General features: G+C 62.1%; 17 protein-coding genes. 9 read left to right on the forward strand and 8 right to left on the reverse strand.

What is annotated here, in order from left to right; genetic code table 11:
* Positions 1-3 precede the first annotated feature (3 nt).
* Positions 4-732, forward strand: a complete 729-nt coding sequence (locus tag JMN37_RS09220) for an LmeA family phospholipid-binding protein (RefSeq protein ID WP_070975190.1) — start codon at positions 4-6, stop codon at positions 730-732.
* A 6-nt stretch (positions 733-738) separates the two neighbouring features.
* On the opposite strand, the gene JMN37_RS09225 is transcribed toward JMN37_RS09220, so the two are convergent.
* From JMN37_RS09225 to lpdA, 8 genes are all read right to left on the reverse strand, one after another.
* A complete protein-coding gene (locus JMN37_RS09225) occupies positions 739-1044 on the reverse strand; it encodes a DUF2516 family protein (RefSeq protein ID WP_256472911.1) in 306 nt (101 codons plus the stop codon).
* Positions 1044-1433 carry a CGLAU_01105 family protein gene (locus tag JMN37_RS09230; RefSeq protein WP_071573628.1) on the reverse strand — a complete coding sequence of 130 codons (390 nt, stop codon included), beginning with the start codon at positions 1431-1433 and terminating at the stop codon, positions 1044-1046. The genes JMN37_RS09225 and JMN37_RS09230 overlap by 1 nt, the downstream gene beginning before the upstream one ends.
* Positions 1434-1446: 13 nt before the next feature.
* Positions 1447-2727 (reverse strand): DUF445 domain-containing protein, encoded by a 1281-nt coding sequence (locus JMN37_RS09235; RefSeq protein WP_070363219.1) that lies wholly within the window; start codon positions 2725-2727, stop codon positions 1447-1449.
* A 71-nt stretch (positions 2728-2798) separates the two neighbouring features.
* Positions 2799-3167: a hypothetical protein gene (locus JMN37_RS09240; protein WP_070363220.1), complete on the reverse strand. Its 369-nt coding sequence runs from the start codon at positions 3165-3167 to the stop codon at positions 2799-2801.
* A gap of 30 nt (positions 3168-3197) precedes the next feature.
* Positions 3198-3947 carry a succinate dehydrogenase/fumarate reductase iron-sulfur subunit gene (locus tag JMN37_RS09245; protein WP_252931916.1) on the reverse strand — a complete coding sequence of 250 codons (750 nt, stop codon included), beginning with the start codon at positions 3945-3947 and terminating at the stop codon, positions 3198-3200.
* A complete protein-coding gene (locus tag JMN37_RS09250) occupies positions 3947-5965 on the reverse strand; it encodes a fumarate reductase/succinate dehydrogenase flavoprotein subunit (protein WP_071573625.1) in 2019 nt (672 codons plus the stop codon). Before JMN37_RS09250 ends, JMN37_RS09245 begins: the two co-directional genes overlap by 1 nt.
* A 22-nt stretch (positions 5966-5987) precedes the next feature.
* Positions 5988-6761, reverse strand: a complete 774-nt coding sequence (locus JMN37_RS09255; RefSeq protein WP_070363223.1) for a succinate dehydrogenase cytochrome b subunit — start codon at positions 6759-6761, stop codon at positions 5988-5990.
* A 541-nt stretch (positions 6762-7302) separates the two neighbouring features.
* On the reverse strand, positions 7303-8715 hold the full coding sequence (gene lpdA / locus JMN37_RS09260; RefSeq protein WP_252931918.1) for a dihydrolipoyl dehydrogenase: 1413 nt from the start codon (positions 8713-8715) through the stop codon (positions 7303-7305).
* A 107-nt stretch (positions 8716-8822) separates the two neighbouring features.
* Here lpdA and JMN37_RS09265 point away from each other — a divergent pair, with 107 nt between their 5' ends.
* The 8 genes from JMN37_RS09265 (at position 8823) to JMN37_RS09300 (ending at position 17347) form a co-directional block, all read left to right on the forward strand.
* Positions 8823-10097: an alpha/beta hydrolase gene (locus tag JMN37_RS09265; RefSeq protein ID WP_252931920.1), complete on the forward strand. Its 1275-nt coding sequence runs from the start codon at positions 8823-8825 to the stop codon at positions 10095-10097.
* A gap of 613 nt (positions 10098-10710) precedes the next feature.
* Positions 10711-11850 carry an alpha/beta hydrolase gene (locus JMN37_RS09270; protein WP_246814887.1) on the forward strand — a complete coding sequence of 380 codons (1140 nt, stop codon included), beginning with the start codon at positions 10711-10713 and terminating at the stop codon, positions 11848-11850.
* Between the two features lie 16 nt (positions 11851-11866).
* Positions 11867-13048, forward strand: a complete 1182-nt coding sequence (locus JMN37_RS09275; protein WP_252931923.1) for a hypothetical protein — start codon at positions 11867-11869, stop codon at positions 13046-13048.
* 6 nt (positions 13049-13054) lie between these two features.
* The gene (gene rfbB, locus JMN37_RS09280; RefSeq protein WP_252931924.1) at positions 13055-14041 is read left to right on the forward strand and encodes a dTDP-glucose 4,6-dehydratase; all 987 of its coding nucleotides are present in this window, start codon (positions 13055-13057) and stop codon (positions 14039-14041) included.
* A complete protein-coding gene (gene rfbD / locus JMN37_RS09285; protein WP_252931926.1) occupies positions 14041-15333 on the forward strand; it encodes a dTDP-4-dehydrorhamnose reductase in 1293 nt (430 codons plus the stop codon). Before rfbB ends, rfbD begins: the two co-directional genes overlap by 1 nt.
* A 10-nt stretch (positions 15334-15343) precedes the next feature.
* A complete protein-coding gene (locus JMN37_RS09290) occupies positions 15344-15691 on the forward strand; it encodes a hypothetical protein (protein ID WP_143110608.1) in 348 nt (115 codons plus the stop codon).
* A gap of 4 nt (positions 15692-15695) precedes the next feature.
* Complete coding sequence (gene rfbA / locus JMN37_RS09295) at positions 15696-16544, forward strand: glucose-1-phosphate thymidylyltransferase RfbA (protein WP_070975181.1); 849 nt, start codon at positions 15696-15698, stop codon at positions 16542-16544.
* Positions 16545-16555: 11 nt separating this feature from the next.
* Positions 16556-17347, forward strand: coding sequence for a glycosyltransferase (locus JMN37_RS09300; RefSeq protein ID WP_071573620.1), 792 nt, complete (start codon positions 16556-16558; stop codon positions 17345-17347).

Raw genomic sequence — 17347 nt, forward strand, 5'->3', positions numbered from 1 at the left:
CGCATGAAAACCGTCTGGAAAGTCCTGATCGGCATCCTCGCCGCCATCCTGGTCCTATTCATCGCCGCCGAGGCCGGCTCACGCGCCTACATCGGCAGCCAGATGCGTGACCAAGCCCCGGAGGGCACCGAGGTTTCCTTCGGCGCTTCCCCCCTGACGCTGGGCATGCTGCGCGGCACCATCCCGCACGTCACGGTGACCACGCCATCCACACTGGTGGTCAACGGCGACGAAACCACCGGCCAGCCAGCCTCCACTGTGGAGATGGACTCCATCAAGGTCGACGCCAGCGGCAAGTCCGTCGCGGACACCCTGACCGCCACCACCGAGGTTCCGAGCGAGTTCGTGCGCGCGATGCTGAACACGCAGCTGCAGCAGAACATCGGCAGCGATTTCCTCTCCGCGCTCATCAACGTGTCCGAGGTGACCACCTCCCCCGAGGACGGCACATTCACCGTCGAGTTCAGCGGTGGCGCCGCTGCGGTTTCACTTCGCCCCGAAATTGACGACGCCGGCGGGTTCTCCGTCCAGGCCGTCGACACCTCGCTGTTCGGCAACACGCTGCCGGATGAGATCTCCTCCGCGATTACCGAGGCCCTCACCAACGGCGTGGCCGAGTACACCGACCAGACGATGCGCATCACCGGCTTCGACGTCGTCCCCGGCGGCCTCCGCGTTACCATGCAGGGCCACAACGTGGACTTCGCCGAACTTCAGGCCTACCAGCAGTAGGCCTGCTTACCAGCCGTAGTTCCCCCGCAAAATGTTGTTGATCTGCGGCCGCACATCGAAGTAGTACACACCGATAGCGACCGCGCCGATCCACGCCACGAACGGCAACGACAGCATGCAGGCGAACGCGGAACCTGCCAGGATGGCCACCCACGTGCCCTTCGACTGACGCCCCGCCGCCTCAAACGCGTCCGGGCGCGTCGACGCCGCCATCACCGCCGCCACAATGCCCGCGATGGCCAGCACCCAAAACAGCAGCGCGTTCGCCATCACGGGCAGCGACATGATCAGCTGCTCAGCAGTGAGGGACATTACTTCTTGCCGCCCAGGTCAGCGACGCGCTCCTGCACACGCGCAACCACGGACTCGATGCGCTGCTTCGCGTCATCAGCGTCGATGTTGCCGAACGCATCGCGGATCTCCTCAGCGACCAGCTTGAACGCGTCCTTGGCTTCGCCGGCCTCCGCGGAATCACCGATGTTGCGCACGATGGACTCGGCGTCGCTCGCAAAGGAGGACACTGCGTCCTTCAGCTCCTTGTCGTCGCCCGCACCGTCAAACGTGCTGCGAGCATTGTCCACAGCCTGCTTCAGCTGATCAGTCACATCGCCGCCCAGCTTGCCGACGGCCTCCCCGACCGACTGCCCAGCAACCAGCAACGCATCCGCAATATCGCGCAGACCAGAATTGTTCTCAGACATCATCATTCTCCTTTTAGAAAAACAGCAACTGTGACACAGCGTATATAACAAGTCCGGCCAATGCACCCACGATCGTGCCGTTCACGCGGATGTACTGCAGATCCTTGCCCACCATCAGCTCGATCTTGTCGGCGGCTTCCTGCCCGTCCCACTTCTGAATCGTCTCCGAAATGATCCCGACGATCTGGCCCGCGCCGTTCTCCGCAGCGAAGTGCGTCCACTTCTGCAGGTTGCGCTCGGCCGCCTCACGAGTCGCCGGCTCGTTGACCAGCTTCTCGCCCCACTCGTGCACTGTCAGGGCTATCTTTCGACGCACCAAACTCTCCGGATCCGACGCCGACTCAATAATCGCCGCCGACACCTGCCCCCACAGCCCAGCGGCCGCGTTCTGCACCGCATTCGACGCCATCACGTCCGCCTTCAGCTCCTCCACACGAGTGATCATGGCGCCGTCGAACTGCAGGTCCTGCGCGAACTGGTTGATTTGGCGTCGAATAGCTCGGCGAGCCTCGTGGTCCTTGTCCTTATCGACGTCCGCCATGAACGCCACCAGCTCGTTATAAACTTTCGCACCGACCAGGTCCTTGGCGAACTTCGGGGCCCAAGCGGGCATGCGCTCATCGATGGTGCGGACGATGGCGTCCTCCATGCCGGCGAGGCGCTCGTTGCCCCAGGCGACGATGTCGTCGACCACCGGCTCGATCTTGCCGTCCGCGATGAAGCCCTCCAGCGCGCGCCCGATCGGCGGGCCCCAGATCGGCTCCGCGAACCGGTCAATGACCTGCGAGTTGAGGAACTCCTCAGCCTCCGCAGGGTCGACCGCCTCAACGGCCTTGACCGTAAACTTGCCGACCTCCTCCGACACCCGCTTCGCGTTCTTCTCAAGCGACAACCACCTTCCGGCACGCTCCGGGATGCCCGCCGCCATCACCTTCTCGGTGATGGTCTCCGCGTTGAGGAAGTTCTCACTCACGAAGTCACTCAGCGCGTCAGCCACCTGGTCCTTCTTGTTCGGCACCAGGGCCGTGTGCGGGATAGGCAGCCCCATCGGGTGCTTAAAGATCGCCGCGACCGCGAACCAATCCGCCAGCCCGCCGACCATCCCGGCCTCCGCCGCCGCGCGCACGTACCCCACCCACAACGGCGCGGTGCCCTGCGACTGCCACCACGAACACGTCAGGAAGATCACGGCCATCAGCCCAAGCAGGGCCGTCACCCCGATCTTGTACTTCCGCAGTGTCCTGCGGCGCTGTTCGTCCGCCTCGGTGAGCTCCATTAACGCGTGTGTAGCCATGCACTTGATTAAAGCAAAAATCTCCCCGCCACCATATTGAGCGTGGTGACGGGGAGACCTGGAGGTAGCCGCTAGTTGACGCGACCGGTTTGCTCGCGGTACTGACGGTAGGCCGCGCGACCCTTCACGATGAGGAACGCGCCGAGCACTAACGTCACAACCGCCTCTACGAGGCCGTACAGGATGAGCTGGCTGCTGACCTCAGCAGACGCACCATACCCGTACGTGCCAACAGTTGCGCCCCAGATGGCAAGCCCCATACCGAACAGTGACGCCAAGATCAGGCCCATCGCTACCCACGTGGAGTAGCGCAGCAGCGAAGAGTGCGGCGCGGAGTACGACACCGGGTCGTAGCCTTCGACGTACAGGTCCTGAATCTTGCCCTCGTACTCAGGGAACGATTCACTGCGGATATCAGCTACAGCATGTTGGGACGCCATCGTTGTTTCCTTCCTCGTTTTATTCTCTGTTTAGTCGTCGCCGCCGCGGGCGGCCGCGCGGACACGCTCGGCGTTGATCGCGCCGACCGCATCCAGCGGAATGCCTGCAGGGCAGACGTCTGCGCACTCGCCGTACAGGGAGCAAGGACCGAAGTTGGTTTCCAACTCGTCGATCATCTTGCGTGCACGACGGCCACGCTCCAGCTTGCCCAGTGGCAGCAGCTTCAAGTGCTTCAGCTTAGCACCAGTGAACAGGTGCGCGGCGCCATTCGGGCACGCAGCCACACAAGCACCACAGCCGATGCAGGCTGCGTAGTCGAGTGCAAGCTCGGAATCGTGGTGGTTGACGGACAGGGTGTCTGCGTCTGGGGCGGTACCCGGGAAGACGGAGACGTAGCCGCCCTGCTGCATCACGCGGTCGAGCGCGGAGCGGTCAACCACGAGGTCCTTGATGACCGGGAACACAGCGGAGCGGAACGGCTCAATCTTGAGGGTGTCGCCGTCGTTGTAGTTCACCAGGCGCTGCAGGCATGCAGGGACGTTCTGGTCCGCACCGTGCGGGCGACCGTTGATGGTCAGGCCACAGGTACCGCAGATGCCCTCGCGGCAGTCAGAAGCGTAGGTGAAAGGCTCCTTGCCTTCCTCAACAAATTGGTTGTTGACGTGGTCAAGCAGCTCCAGGATAGACATCTGCTCAACTGCGTCCGGCACCTCGACGGTTTCGAAGTGGCCTTCAGTTTCGGGTCCGGCCTGACGCCAGATCTCAAGTGTCAGTTTCATTACTTGTAGTTCCTCGTCATCAGTGGGATCGAATCGAAGTACAGTGGCTCGGCGTGACGCACGAACTGGTCGTTGCCCACGGTCTCCCATGCGGAGACGAAGCACCAGTTCTCGTCGTCACGGCGGGCCTCGCCGTCTTCGGTGAGGTGGTCCATGCGGTAGTGAGCGCCACAGGACTCGTCGCGGTCAAGTGCGTCAATGCACATCAGCTCGCCGAGGTTGATGTAGTCAACCAGTCGAAGCGCAGCCTCGAGGACCTGGTTCATCTCATCAGCGCGGCCTGGGATGTGGAGGTTCGCCCAGAAGTCATCGCGCAGTGCGCGGATCTTGTCGATGCCCTCGCGCAGGCTGTCGGCGGTACGTGCCACGCCACAGTGCAGGTAGAGGATCTCGCCCAGCTTGACGTGGTAGTACTCCGGACCGTGCGGGTCGGAGCCCTTGATGTTCATCAGGCTGTCGATGCGCTGCTGCGCACGCTGTACAGCCTCAACGGATGCAGGTGCATCCTCTGCGTACACCGGCTCGTTCAGGTGGTCTGCCAGGTAGTTCGGCACCGTGAACGGAATGGTGAACCAGCCGTCAACCGATGCGGACAGCAGCGAGTTCGCGCCCAGGCGGTTCGCACCGTGGTAGGTCCAGGAGCACTCGCCGGCTGCGAAGAGGCCGTCGATAGACGTCATCTCGTTGAAGTCGGTCCACAGGCCACCCATGGAGAAGTGCACCGTCGGCGCAATACGCATCGGGGCCTTGTATGGGTTCTCGCCGGTGGAGTCCTCGTACATCTCGAAGAGGTTGCCGTAACGCTCACGGATAGTGTCCTCACCGAGGCGCTCGATGGAATCCTTGAAGTCCAGGTACGCCGAGTTGTGCAGCGGGCCAACACCGAAACCGGCGTTAAGCTGCTGCGAAATAGCACGAGACGCAACGTCACGCGGCACGAGGTTACCGAACGCCGGGTAACGACGCTCCAGGAAGTAATCGCGCTCGTCCTCTGGAATGGTGTTCGGGTCGCGGTCGTCACCCTTTTCCTTCGGGGTCCAAATGCGGCCGTCGTTACGCAGGGACTCGGACATCAGCGTCGTCTTCGACTGCCAGCTCGCGTTCAGCGGCAGGCCGGTCGGGTGGAACTGAATGAACGCCGGCGACGCCAGGTACGCACCAAGCTCGTGCGCACGCATCATCGCGGAGGAGTTCGAGTTCTTCGCCAACGTGGTCTTGTGGTACACGTTGCCGTAACCACCGGTACCCAGCACAACTGCGTGGCCGGTGAACGGGGTCAGGGAGCCGTCAATCAGGTTGCGGGTAACAATACCGCGGCAACGCTTCTTGCCGTCTTCCTCAGTAATGATCAGATCGATCAGGTCGTTGTGCGTGAAGATCTCAACGTTGCCCAGGTGGATCTGACGCTGCAGCGCCGAAGCGGTGGACAGCTGCAGCTGCTGGCCTGTTTGGCCACGGGTGTAGTAGGTACGGGAGACCTGCACACCACCGAAGGAACGGGTAGCCAGGGAGCCACCGTACTCACGCGCGAACGGAGCACCAATCGCGTTCATGTGGTCAATCACGCGGACCGACTCGACGGCCAGGCGCCAGCAGTCAGCCTCACGGCAGCGGTAGTCGCCACCCTTGACAGTGTCCTTCACGTGGCGGTACGCACCGTCGTTATCAACCTTCTTGCCGCGAGCAGCGTTGACGCCACCCTGCGCTGCAATGGAGTGTGCACGACGAGGAGCGTCATGGTACGTGAAGACCTGTACCTGGTAGCCCAGCTCGCCCAATGCGGCGGCAGAAGCACCGGCAGCCAAGCCCGTGCCCACAACGAGCACCTTGAACTTGCGACGGTTCAGTGGGGACACCAGCTGCATGTGGTCCTTCTGGTACTCCCACATGTCCTTCATCCGGACCTTGTGGCGGTCCGGCATTGCATTATCAAGAATGCGGCCAATGGTGACGCCAGGAGCCGAGGACTCCGGCTGGCGGAACACCTCGTCCTGCGTCTGGTTCAAAGAGGTAGTCATTAAAGTTTCTCCTAATCAGCCGTTAGCGGGTGTACCCCGGGATAAGACCAGCCATGATGGCCAGTGGCATGATGACGTTTCCAAGAACAACGATGAACGGCAGTACGTACCCCAACACGACCATTACGCCGCGTCCACGCTCGCCGAGCCATCCAAGGTCAGAAACTGCCAAGTACACACCGTGCGTCAGGTGCAGCAGCAGCGCAAGCATGGCAACCAGGTAGAACAGGGTCACGTACCAACGCTCAGGAGCGAAGGTTGCAATCAGGTTGTCACGGACATTGCCATGAACGAACTGCTCAGAAGCAACAACCGTGCCCGCGGTCAGATCCAGGATGTGGAAAATGATGAACAGCAGCAGGATGACGCCGGTCACCAGCATCCAACGCGTAGCGGTGGACTGCCAGCCTCCCATCAGGTTCGTGCGCTTGAACGTACCGCGCGACTCGGCGGAACGCTTCTTCAGAGTGAACGCACCATACACGTGCAGGATCAGGCAGGTCAGCAGGACGATACGGAGAATCCACAGGAATCCTCCGCGCGGGAACAGTGGTTCACCAAACGTGCGGAACCACTCGCCGTAGTCATCAATGTGTGCGCCGCCATCAGCCTTAAGCGGCATGAAAATCTTCAGGTTGCCCACCATGTGAACAAGAAGGAAGAGCGAGAAGATGAGGCCAGTGATGGCCATCTCGAGCTTTACTGCCCATGTTGGGAACCCTGGCCGCTCTCGTAGCGGCTTCTCAGTAATTTTTCCGTGACGAATTGCTTCACGGTCTGTTTTTTGTACAGTCATGGCACCTCCAGTGTCACAACCACTTTAGGCACCATTCTTCACTATTGCCTAGTCAGAGCATGTTTCTTTCGCCTGATTTTCACCCAAAATTCACCGCCTGGACGCGCTTGGCAAATTTTCGAAATTTTAAGCATGGCGACACCCTGCACATATTCAGTATGAGAACAAACCAAGGTAAACCTAATTTGTGATGTTACTCACGACCTGCGCGTAACGTCTATAAAATCTTCGAACTACCCCCAAAGGTCGGTAGTCAAGAGTCTGCTTCAAACATCGGGAAATGGGAGGGTGAGCGGTCCTTTTACTACCCCGTCAGCGCGCCCCCAAAACGTTCGAAGCGTGCGCTTAGAAGCGTGCGATGCAGGTCGGTAAAAATCGGACGGGGTTGGCCAAAAGAGGCGACCAGCATCGCACTCCTTTAACTCCTCGACCGGAGCAATGTATGAAGGCGCGAAGGCAGGGCAACTGAGCGAGGACCCCACCCACGCAGCGCAAAACCCGGCCCCACCAGGCGGCGGGACCGGGCGTCGAGAAGAAAAGGCTACAGGTTAATCATGTGGCCTTCAATGCCGTGGGCTGCTTCCTTCAGCACCTCGGACAGGGTTGGGTGAATGTGGATGGAGCGCGCGATTTCGCCGGCGGTGAGGTCGAAACGCTGGGCGAGGACGACCTCTGGCAGCAGCTCGGCAACGTTGGCGCCAACCAGGTGAGCGCCGAGGATCTCGCCGTATTCGGCGTCGGCGACGATCTTGCCGAAGCCCGCGGTCTCAGCCAGGCCGACTGCCTTGCCGTTCGCAGAGAACGGGAAGGTCGCAACCTTGATCTCGCGGTCGGGCCACTTCTCCTTCGCCTGCTCCTCGGTGTAGCCCATGGAGGCGACCTGAGGGTTGCAGAAGGTGGCGCGCGGCGTCATCATGTAGTCCTCGATTTCGAGGGTTTCGGCACCCGCGATGGTCTCGGCGGCGATGATGCCCTGCGCCTCCGCAACGTGCGCGAGCTGCAGCTTCGCGGTGACGTCGCCGATGGCGTAAATGCCGTCTACGTTGGTGCGCATGCGGTCGTCGATAGCGATGGCGCCACGCTCGGTGAGCTCGACACCAGCCTTGTCCAGGCCGTAGCCCTCGACGCGCGGGGCGAAGCCGACAGAGATCATGACGCGCTCAACGGTGAGCGTTTCAGTCTTGTCGGTGCCATTCTTCTTGACGTCCACCTCGACCGAGTCACCGTTGTCCCGCACCGCGGTGGTTGCGTGGCCGGTCATGAGCTTGACGCCGAGCTTCTTGTACGCCTTCGCGATCTCCTTGGACACGTCCTTGTCCTCGTTCGGCAGAACGCGGTCCATGTACTCGATAACGGTGACGTCCACGCCGTAGTTGGACAGCACGTACGCAAACTCCATGCCGATAGCACCGGCACCCACGATGACCATGGACTTCGGTGCATCCTCGTTGAGGATCTGCTCCTCGAAGGAGACAACGTTTTTGCTCAGCTCGATGCCTGGCAGAGTGCGCACGACGGAGCCGGTCGCGATGATGCAGTTGTCGAAGGTGACGGTTGTGCCCTTGTCGTCGCCTTCGGTGATCTCGATCGTGTTGGAATCGGTGAAGGAGCCAAGACCGTGGATCTCCTGGATCTTGTTCTTCTTCATCAAGTAATGCACGCCACCAACGATCTTCTCGGAGACCTTGCGGGAGCGCTTGTGGGCGTCTTCGTAATCAAACTCGACATCACCCTTGATGCCGAACGTCTTCGCTTCATGGTTGAAGATGTGGGCGATCTCCGCGTTCTTAATCAACGACTTCGACGGGATACACCCAACGTTGAGGCACACACCTCCCCAGTACTGCTTCTCAATGACCGCAACCTTCAGGCCCAGCTGCGCTGCTCGGATGGCGGCGACATAGCCACCAGGGCCAGCGCCGAGGACAACAACGTCATAATGCTCTTTAGTCACGCCCCATAGAATACGTTGCTTGTAACGTTTTCGCTTCAATATCGGACACTTTAATAGAATGCTTGAAGGACCACCTTCACCACCTACAAATAGTTGAGGAGCACCCCGTGAATATTGCGCGTCCAGCTATCGCCGGAGCCGCCGCCGTCGCGATCGCTGCAGGAGGCTGGTATGCCGTTGCACCATCCGAACAGGCAACGACTATTTCTGCCGCCCAGAGCGTAGAGGAGACGTCGATAAGTGAGGCGACGACGACCTCTTCCTCGAAGACCACCACGACCACAACCAAGGTTGAGGAAACGACGGTCGTCGAAGTCGTAGAGGAAGACAGCACCGAACCCACGCTTGATGACGCCGACATCCCCACAGCCGAGGGTGCCGAAACCACAAACGATGCCATCGCGCGCGTAAAGAAGCTGGAAACCGCACCGCAAAAACCCAGCGGCGGCGATCAGTATTGGTTCACCAACATCGACGGCATCAAGGGCTCCGAGAAGCTCAGCGTCTACTCCCCCGCCATGGAACGCGACATCCCAGTCGGTGTGATCCGCGCGGGCGTACCCGACGCACCCACCGTCTACCTCCTCAACGGCGCCGGTGGCTCCGAGCAGGATACTGACTGGATCGCGCAAGCGGGCACCGTGGTGAAGAAGGTCTTCGAAGACGAGCCGGTCAACGTCGTCATCCCGATGGCGGGTGCGTTCTCCTACTACATCGACTGGCTCTACGAGCCGAACTCCCGCTACCTGCAGGGCAAACAGCTGTGGTCCACGTTCCTGGGCTCCGAGCTTCCCGACGCCATCGAGCCCTACCTCGAGGCCAACGACAAGCGCGCCGTCGTCGGGTTCTCCATGTCCGCCACCTCAGCACTCCTCCTTGCCGAGCACAACCCTGGACGCTACGCCGCCGTCGGCTCCTTCTCCGGCTGCGCCGCTACCTCGACGGGCATCCCGAACGGCTGGGTCAACCTCACCGTCAACCGCGGCGGCGCCAAGCCCGAGGAGATGTGGGGCCGCGCCGGCAGCGAGTACAACCGACACAACGACGCCCTCGTCAACGCCGAGAAGCTCAAGGGCACCAAGCTGTACATCTCCAGCGCAACGGGCCTTTTCGCCGAAAGTGACACCGTCGGCTTCCTCCGCAAGACCCGCGACATGGACTTCGTCCAGGCCTCCGCGAACGCCCAAACCCTCATCGTCGAGGGCGGCGTGATCGAAGCCGCCATGAACGCCTGCACCCACGACCTGCTGGTCAAGCTCAAGGCCAACGACATCCCATACAACGCCAACCTGCGCGCCACCGGCACCCACTCATGGCGCATCTGGAAGGAGGACTTGGAGCTGTCCTGGAAGCAGACCATCAAGCCGGCGCTTGGGCTCTAACTCCCGCCCCAGACACCAAATTCCTTCACGCTCCCTTCGGCGACCTGGGGAAACGCAAACCATCCCGCCGAAAACTAGGGATTTGGTGCGCCCCCTGGTCGACCAGTGCCAAAGGACGCAACCCTTAACATCTAGCGCTTTTCTCACCTGCAGGTTTGAATGTCTAGCCTAAATAAGGTTGCGCCCTTTGGCACTCCAGCGTTTCCACAAGACACCAAATTCCTTCACGCCTACTCGGCGACCTGGGGAAACAAAAACCTGCCCGCCGAAAACTAGGAATTTGGTGCGCAGCGCCCTGCACGAACCACAAAAACCCGCCGCCCACCCAACAACAGGTGGCGCGACGGGTTCAAGCGGGCCAAATCGGGCGAAGCCCCTAGAACAGGCCCATGCCGTATGCGATGGTGGAAGACGTCGAGGAGCCGAAGTGGATCAGCTCACCGAGGACGTTGTTGATGGCGACCTGCATGGACTCGATCGGGTTCATTGCAACTACCTTCTTTCAAAGAGAAATTCTGTAAGAACGAAATACTTCCCACATTCTTGCACGAAACGCCGAACAAAGTGACACCAGAAGCCCCAATTGCCACATCTGTAAAGTAGGATGGCTTCCATGTTGAAGCGCATCACTCGTTCGGTTGTGGCTACAGCCATGGCTGTGGCCATTCCTTTGTCGGCACTCCAGGCGATCCCAGCAGTTACGCCAACAGCATCGGCCCAGCCCGTGGGTACGGTGAAGCCCTGGAACGCAATTGCGAATCCACCGTTGGCGAAGACGGACGGGAAGCCGCAGAAGTGGGTCGAGAAGGTTGACCATAAGCAGGTGTTGAGCTTCTTGGTGTATTCGCCGTCGATGCGCCGGGATATCCCGGTGGCGGTGTTGCCTGCGACGAATACTGCGGGGCAGCGCGTACAGAACGCGCCGACGATCTACCTGCTCAACGGCGCTGGTGGTGCGGAGCAGCACCAGGACTGGTTGAGCATGAGTGATGCTCGCGAGTTCTTCGCAGGCAAGGGCGTCAATGTTGTGATTCCGCAGGAGGGCGCGTTTTCGTACTACACGGACTGGGTGAGCGACAATGTGCGCTCGCGTTACATTAACGGCCCACAGAAGTGGGAGACGTTCCTGGTCAAGGAGTTGCCGGGGCCGATTGAGGGGCTGCTGGGGGCGGACAAGAATCGCCGTTCGATTGTGGGATTCTCGATGTCGGGGACCACGTCTCTGGTGTTGCCGACGCACTACCCCGGGTTCTATAAGTCCGCGGCGTCCTTCTCGGGGTGTGCGGCGACGTCGACGCCTGAGGCGTACCAGTTTGGCCGGATTACGGTGAACCGGGCGTCGGGAACGTTGGATTACCGCACGGTGACCCCGGAGATGATGTGGGGCCCGATGGGCAGCCCGAATAACCGCTACAACGATGCGCTTGTGAATGCGGAGAAGCTGCGCGGGACCCGCTTGTACATTTCGACGGGCACTGGCCTGGCGGGCCGCCAGGATCAGGTAAGTTACTTGGTTGGCCAGGGGCTTCCGCAGCCTGCGGCGAGTGTCGGTTCGGCGATTCTGCAGGTTGAGGGCGGCGTGATTGAGGCTGCGATTAATAAGTGTTCGCATGATTTGCGCGCGAAGCTGGAAGGCCTGAATATTCCGGCGCAGTATGAGTTCAGGAATGCGGGGACGCACTCGTGGCCGTACTGGCGCGAGGATCTGCACAAGGCGTGGTTTACGACGATCGCGCCGTCGTTCGGAATGTAAGGCGATGTAACGCCAGGTGAAGCACCTTTCTTTTGCCACGCTGTTCGCGGCGGTCAGTGGCTTTGTGGTGTTGTGGGTGGCGTCGAAAGCACTCGACGCCGACTCGGCCTACCGCTACTTCGCTGCGTACTGGGGATTGTTCTTCGCGTCCACCGGGCTTATCGACGGCCTCACCCATGAGACCACGCGTGCCGTCGCGGCGGCGCGCGAGGACGGTCGGCGGGGTTCGGCGAATCCGTGGCGGTTGGGAGCGTGGACGGCGCTGGTGGTGGTCGTTGTGGCGGCGGCGGCGGGCGCGCTGTTCATCGGCACTGTTGTTCCCGGAAGTACGCTGACGGCCACTGCCCTACTGCAAGTTGGCCTGGTGATGTACGTGTTCCAGGCGGTGCTGGGCGGGGTGCTATCGGGGGCGCAGTTGTGGGAGCGCTACGCGGCGCTGGTGGCGCTGGATTCGGGTGTGCGGCTGGTATTGGCGCTTCTGGCGTGGGCGCTGGGGTGGGGCCTGCCTGCGTTTTTGGTGATTACGGTGGTCGGCGCGTTGAGCTGGCTGGTGGTGTTGCGCCGGGAGCATTTGCGGGTGCCGCTGGATGTGCATCGTGGGGTGTTCGTGCGCCGGGTGTTGACGGCGATGGTGGCGTCGGGGGCGTCGGCGGCGCTGATCACGGGCTTCCCGACGGCGGTGAACGCGGCGTTCCCACAGGCGTCGGTGGCGGCGATTATGAACGCAGTGATTTTGACGCGGGCGCCGGTGTTGGTGCCGTTGCAGCGGTTCCAGTCGGCGCTGGTGGTGAGGTTTGTGGAGCGTCGAGAAGCGTTGTTTGCGGCGTTGGTGCAGCCGGTCGCTGCCGTGCTGGGCCTAGGTGTTGTGGGCTTCGCCGCGGCGTGGGCGGTGGGCCCGTGGATTCTAAAACTGGCGTTTGACCCGGAGTTTTACGTCGATGGGTTGACGCTTGGGGTGCTCACGTTCGCGTCGGCGTTTATGGGCGCGCTGATTATTACGGGGGTGGCGGTGCTGTCGCTGGAGCGGCACGGCTGGTACGTCGCGGGGTGGCTGACGGCGACGGCGGTGGCGTTCGCGGTGCTGGGGGTGATGCCGCGGCTCGTGGGTGTCGACGTCCACTCCGTCGTGGTCACGGCCTTGTTCGCGGGCCCGCTGGCGGGGGCGGCGGTACATTTGGTGGCGCTCCGGCTAAGGTAGAGGCCCATGGGAACAATGCTGGTCACTGGTGGTGCGGGCTTCATCGGCGCGAATTTCGTGCGGATGGTCACCGAGCGCACTGACTACAAGGTCACGGTCCTGGACAAGCTGACGTACGCGGGCAACCCGGCGAATCTGCGGGGGTTGGACGTGGAGTTGGTGGAGGGGGACGTCGCTAATGAGGCGCTGGTGGGTGACTTGGTGGGGGCGTCGGATGTGGTGGTGCATTTCGCGGCGGAGTCGCATAACGATAATTCGTTGGAGGACCCGTCGCCGTTTATTCACTCGAATTTGATCGGCACGTATGTGTTGTTGGAGGCAGTGCGCAGGCACGGGGCGCGGCTGCACCACATTTCCACGGACGAGGTGTTCGGAGACCTGCCGCTGACGGGCAACGAGAAGTTCACGGAGGCGACGCCGTATAAGCCGTCGAGTCCGTATTCGGCGACGAAGGCCGGCTCGGATCATTTGGTGCGGGCCTGGATCCGCAGTTTTGGTATTCAGGCGACGATTTCGAACTGCTCCAACAACTATGGGCCGTACCAGCACGTGGAGAAGTTCATCCCGCGCCAGATCACGAACATCCTGTGCGGGCAGCCCGCGAAGCTGTACGGCACGGGCGCGCAGGTGCGTGACTGGATCCACGTCGACGACCACAACGACGCCGTGCTGACCATCCTGGAACGCGGCAAGCTGGGTGAGACGTATAACATCGGCGCGGACAACGACCACACCACGAACAAGCAGGTCATCGAGATGATCTGCGAGCTGATGGGTGGCGAGTACGAGCACGTCAACGACCGCCCCGGGCACGATCAGCGCTACGCGATGGACTCCACGAAGCTCACTACCGAGCTTGGGTGGCGGCCGCGTTACACGAAGGATCTGCGCGACGGGCTGCAGCAAACCATCGAGTGGTATCGCGAGAACCGCTGGTGGTGGGAAGGGGCGAAGGGGGACGTCGAGAAGCGTTATGAGGCGAGAGGACAGTAATGATTGCTGGGTTGGAAGTCCACGAGCTTGCGGTGCACCGCGACAACCGCGGCTGGTTCAAGGAGAACTGGGCGGGGCAGAAGTTGGTGCCGGTGCAGCAGAATGTGAGCTTCAACGCGCGGCGCGGGGCGACTCGCGGCATGCACGCTGAGCCGTGGGATAAGTGGGTGTCGGTGGCGTCGGGCCGCGTGTTCGGGGCGTGGGTGGACATGCGGGAGGGCTCCGCGACGTTCGGGGAGACGTTCAGCTGCGAGATCGGCCCGGAGACGGCAGTATTTGTGCCGCGCGGGGTGGCCAACGGTTTCCAGGCGCTCGAGGACGACACGACGTACATTTACCTGGTCAACGAGCGATACCAGCCCGGCGCGCGCTACGCCTACTGCTCCTACAAGGAGGTCGAGTGGCCGATGGAACCCACGGAGCTTTCGGAGGCTGACCTCACCCACCCCATGCTTGTCGACGCCACCCCCGTCCCCCAGCGCAGAATCCTCGTGACGGGCGCGAACGGGCAGCTGGGCCGCGCGCTGCAGGAGCTCTACGGGCCGGATGAGGCGGAGTTCTGCAGGCGGGACCAGCTGGACATCACGAACCTGGAGGGCGTGGACTGGTCGAAGTACTGGGCGGTGATCAACTGCGCGGCCTACAACGACGTCAACGGCGCGGAGGATGACCCGGCGGGCGCGTGGCGCGTGAACGCGGAGGCCCCAGCGCAGCTGGCGCGGGCGGCCAACGAGCACGACTTGGTGTTGGTGCACGTGTCCAGTGATTACATCTTCGATGGCACCCAGGAGGTGCACACGGAGGAGGAGCTGCCGAGCCCGCTGAGCCGCTACGGGGCGTCGAAGGCTGCCGGGGAGACGGCGGCGCAGCTGGCGCGCAGGCACTACGTGATTCGGACGTCGTGGGTGTTCGGCGATGGGGCAAACTTCATGGCGACGATGCGCCAACTCGCGGAGACGGGCAAGGAGCCGCGCGTGGTGAAGGATCAGCGCGGGCGGCCGACGTCAGCGGAGGACCTGGCGAAGGGCATCCGCCACCTGCTGGCCAACGAAACTGAGTACGGTGTGTACAACATCACCTCGGATGGGGATTCGGTGGGGCGTGACGAGATCGCGATGGCGGTATTCATCGGGATGGGCAAGGACCCCGCGCAGGTACACCCGGTGACCTCAAAGGAGTACGGGGACAAGGCGCCACGGCCTGCGGAATCGACGCTTGCGCTGGACAAGATTAAGGCGACGGGCTTTGCCCCCATGAACTGGAGAGCTGCGTTGGCGCTCTATCTTGGGTAGGTTGTACTGCATGAATCGCACTTCTCTTGCAGCTCTCGCGGTGGCGGGGGCACTGGTGGTGGCAACCCCGGCGTTCGCTTCCACCCAAACTTCTACTACTTCGACCCCGTCTGCTCCTTCGACCCCAGCAACCACCACGGTCACCGTCACCCCGACGGTGACGGCGACGGTCACCCCGACGGTTGCACCAACGACCACGACGAACACCGCTCCGACGGACCCGGCGATGGCGCTGTCCGCGGGCGACACGTCGAACGTGTCCACCCCGGCGCTCGTCCTGTTCATCATGGGCATTCTGACCACGGTGCTGGCTGTGATCGAGAAGCTGCCGCTGGATAAGATCCTGCCGAAGCGCTAAGTCGATGAAGGGCATCATTCTGGCCGGCGGGTCCGGCACCCGGCTCTACCCGATTACGAAGGGTATTTCGAAGCAGTTGATGCCGATTTATGACAAGCCCATGATCTATTACCCACTGACCACGCTGATCAGCGCTGGTATCCGGGAGATCATGGTGATCACCACGCCGGAGGACGCGCCCGCGTTCCGGCGCCTCCTCGGCGACGGCTCCGACTGGGGCATCATGCTCCACTACGGCATCCAGCCCTCCCCTGACGGGCTTGCCCAGGCGTTCCTGATCGCCGAGGACTTCATCGGGGATGACTCGGTGGCCCTCGTGCTGGGTGACAACATTTTCGACGGCGCCCTGGACTTAAGCCATGACGGCACCGGCGGCACCATCTTCGCCTACGAGGTCTCCGACCCGCACCGCTACGGCGTGGTGGACTTCGACGCGAATGGCGTGGCCACCTCGATTGAGGAGAAACCGGAGCACCCGAAGTCCAACTTCGCCGTCGTCGGGCTGTACTTTTACGACAATCAGGTCGTGGACATCGCGAAGACGATCACCCCGAGTGCCCGCGGTGAGCTGGAAATCACCAGCGTGAACGAGGCGTACCTGAAGGCGAACCAGCTGCGGGTCCACCGCCTGAACAGGGGTGACGTGTGGCTGGACACCGGCACGATCGACTCGATGGCGGAGGCCTCCGCCTACGTGGAGGTGCTGCAGAAGCGCACCGGGCTGGTGATTGGCTCGCCGGAGGTCGCCGCCTACGAGCAGGGGTTCATCTCTGTGGACAGGCTGGTCAGCCTGGGTGAGTCGATGGTGAAGTCCGGCTACGGCACATTTCTTCTCGACGCCGCACGCAACTAGTATCGGTATCCATGTCCACCGTTACAGCGCTCCTGTCTGCCTACCACGGCACCGTTCCTGACCAGCTCGCCGAGGCGCTACAGTCCCTCGCTGAGCAGACCCGCCCCGCGGACGAGGTCGTGGTCGTGTTTGATGGGCCGGTGGCGGATGGGGTCGAGGGGGTCGTCGAGAAGTATGGGGCGCGCGTGGTGCGCTGTGCCGAAAACCGCGGTGCTGGCCCCGCGCTGCAGGCGGCACTGGAGACGATCGACAGCGAGTTCGTGGCGCAGCTCGACTCCGACGACAAGGCGTTCCCCCAGCGCATCGAGCGACAACTCGAGTTTTTGCAGCAGCACCCCGAGGTGTCGGTGGTGGGCACCGCGGTGCAGGAATTCGACGGGGAGCGCACCGGCGGCATCCGGCGCCTGCCCGAGCACCCCGCGCACTACGCCAAGATGAACTCCCCCATGAACCACCCTTCCGTGATGTACCGCACCGCGGACGTCAAAGCTGTGGGCGGCTACCAGGACGTGCACCTCATGGAGGACTACGACCTGTTCGCGCGGCTGATCGCCGAGGGCTACAGGCTCTACAACATGCAGGAGCCGCTCACGTACTTCCGCGTCACCGACGAGCAGTTCGACCGCCGCACCGGCAGCGACATGTTCACCTCCGAGGTAGACATGCAGATCCGGCTGGTGCGCTACGGGCTGATCGGGCGCACGCGCGCGATGGTGAACGTCGCGGTGCGCACCCTCTACCGCCTGCTGCCGAAGCCTCTGCTGAAGCGCGTTTATGCGCGGCTTTTCCACCGCGGCGGGTAA

It is taken from the genome of Corynebacterium lipophilum (assembly GCF_024102595.1).
Taxonomy (GTDB): Bacteria; Actinomycetota; Actinomycetes; order Mycobacteriales; family Mycobacteriaceae; genus Corynebacterium; species Corynebacterium pseudogenitalium.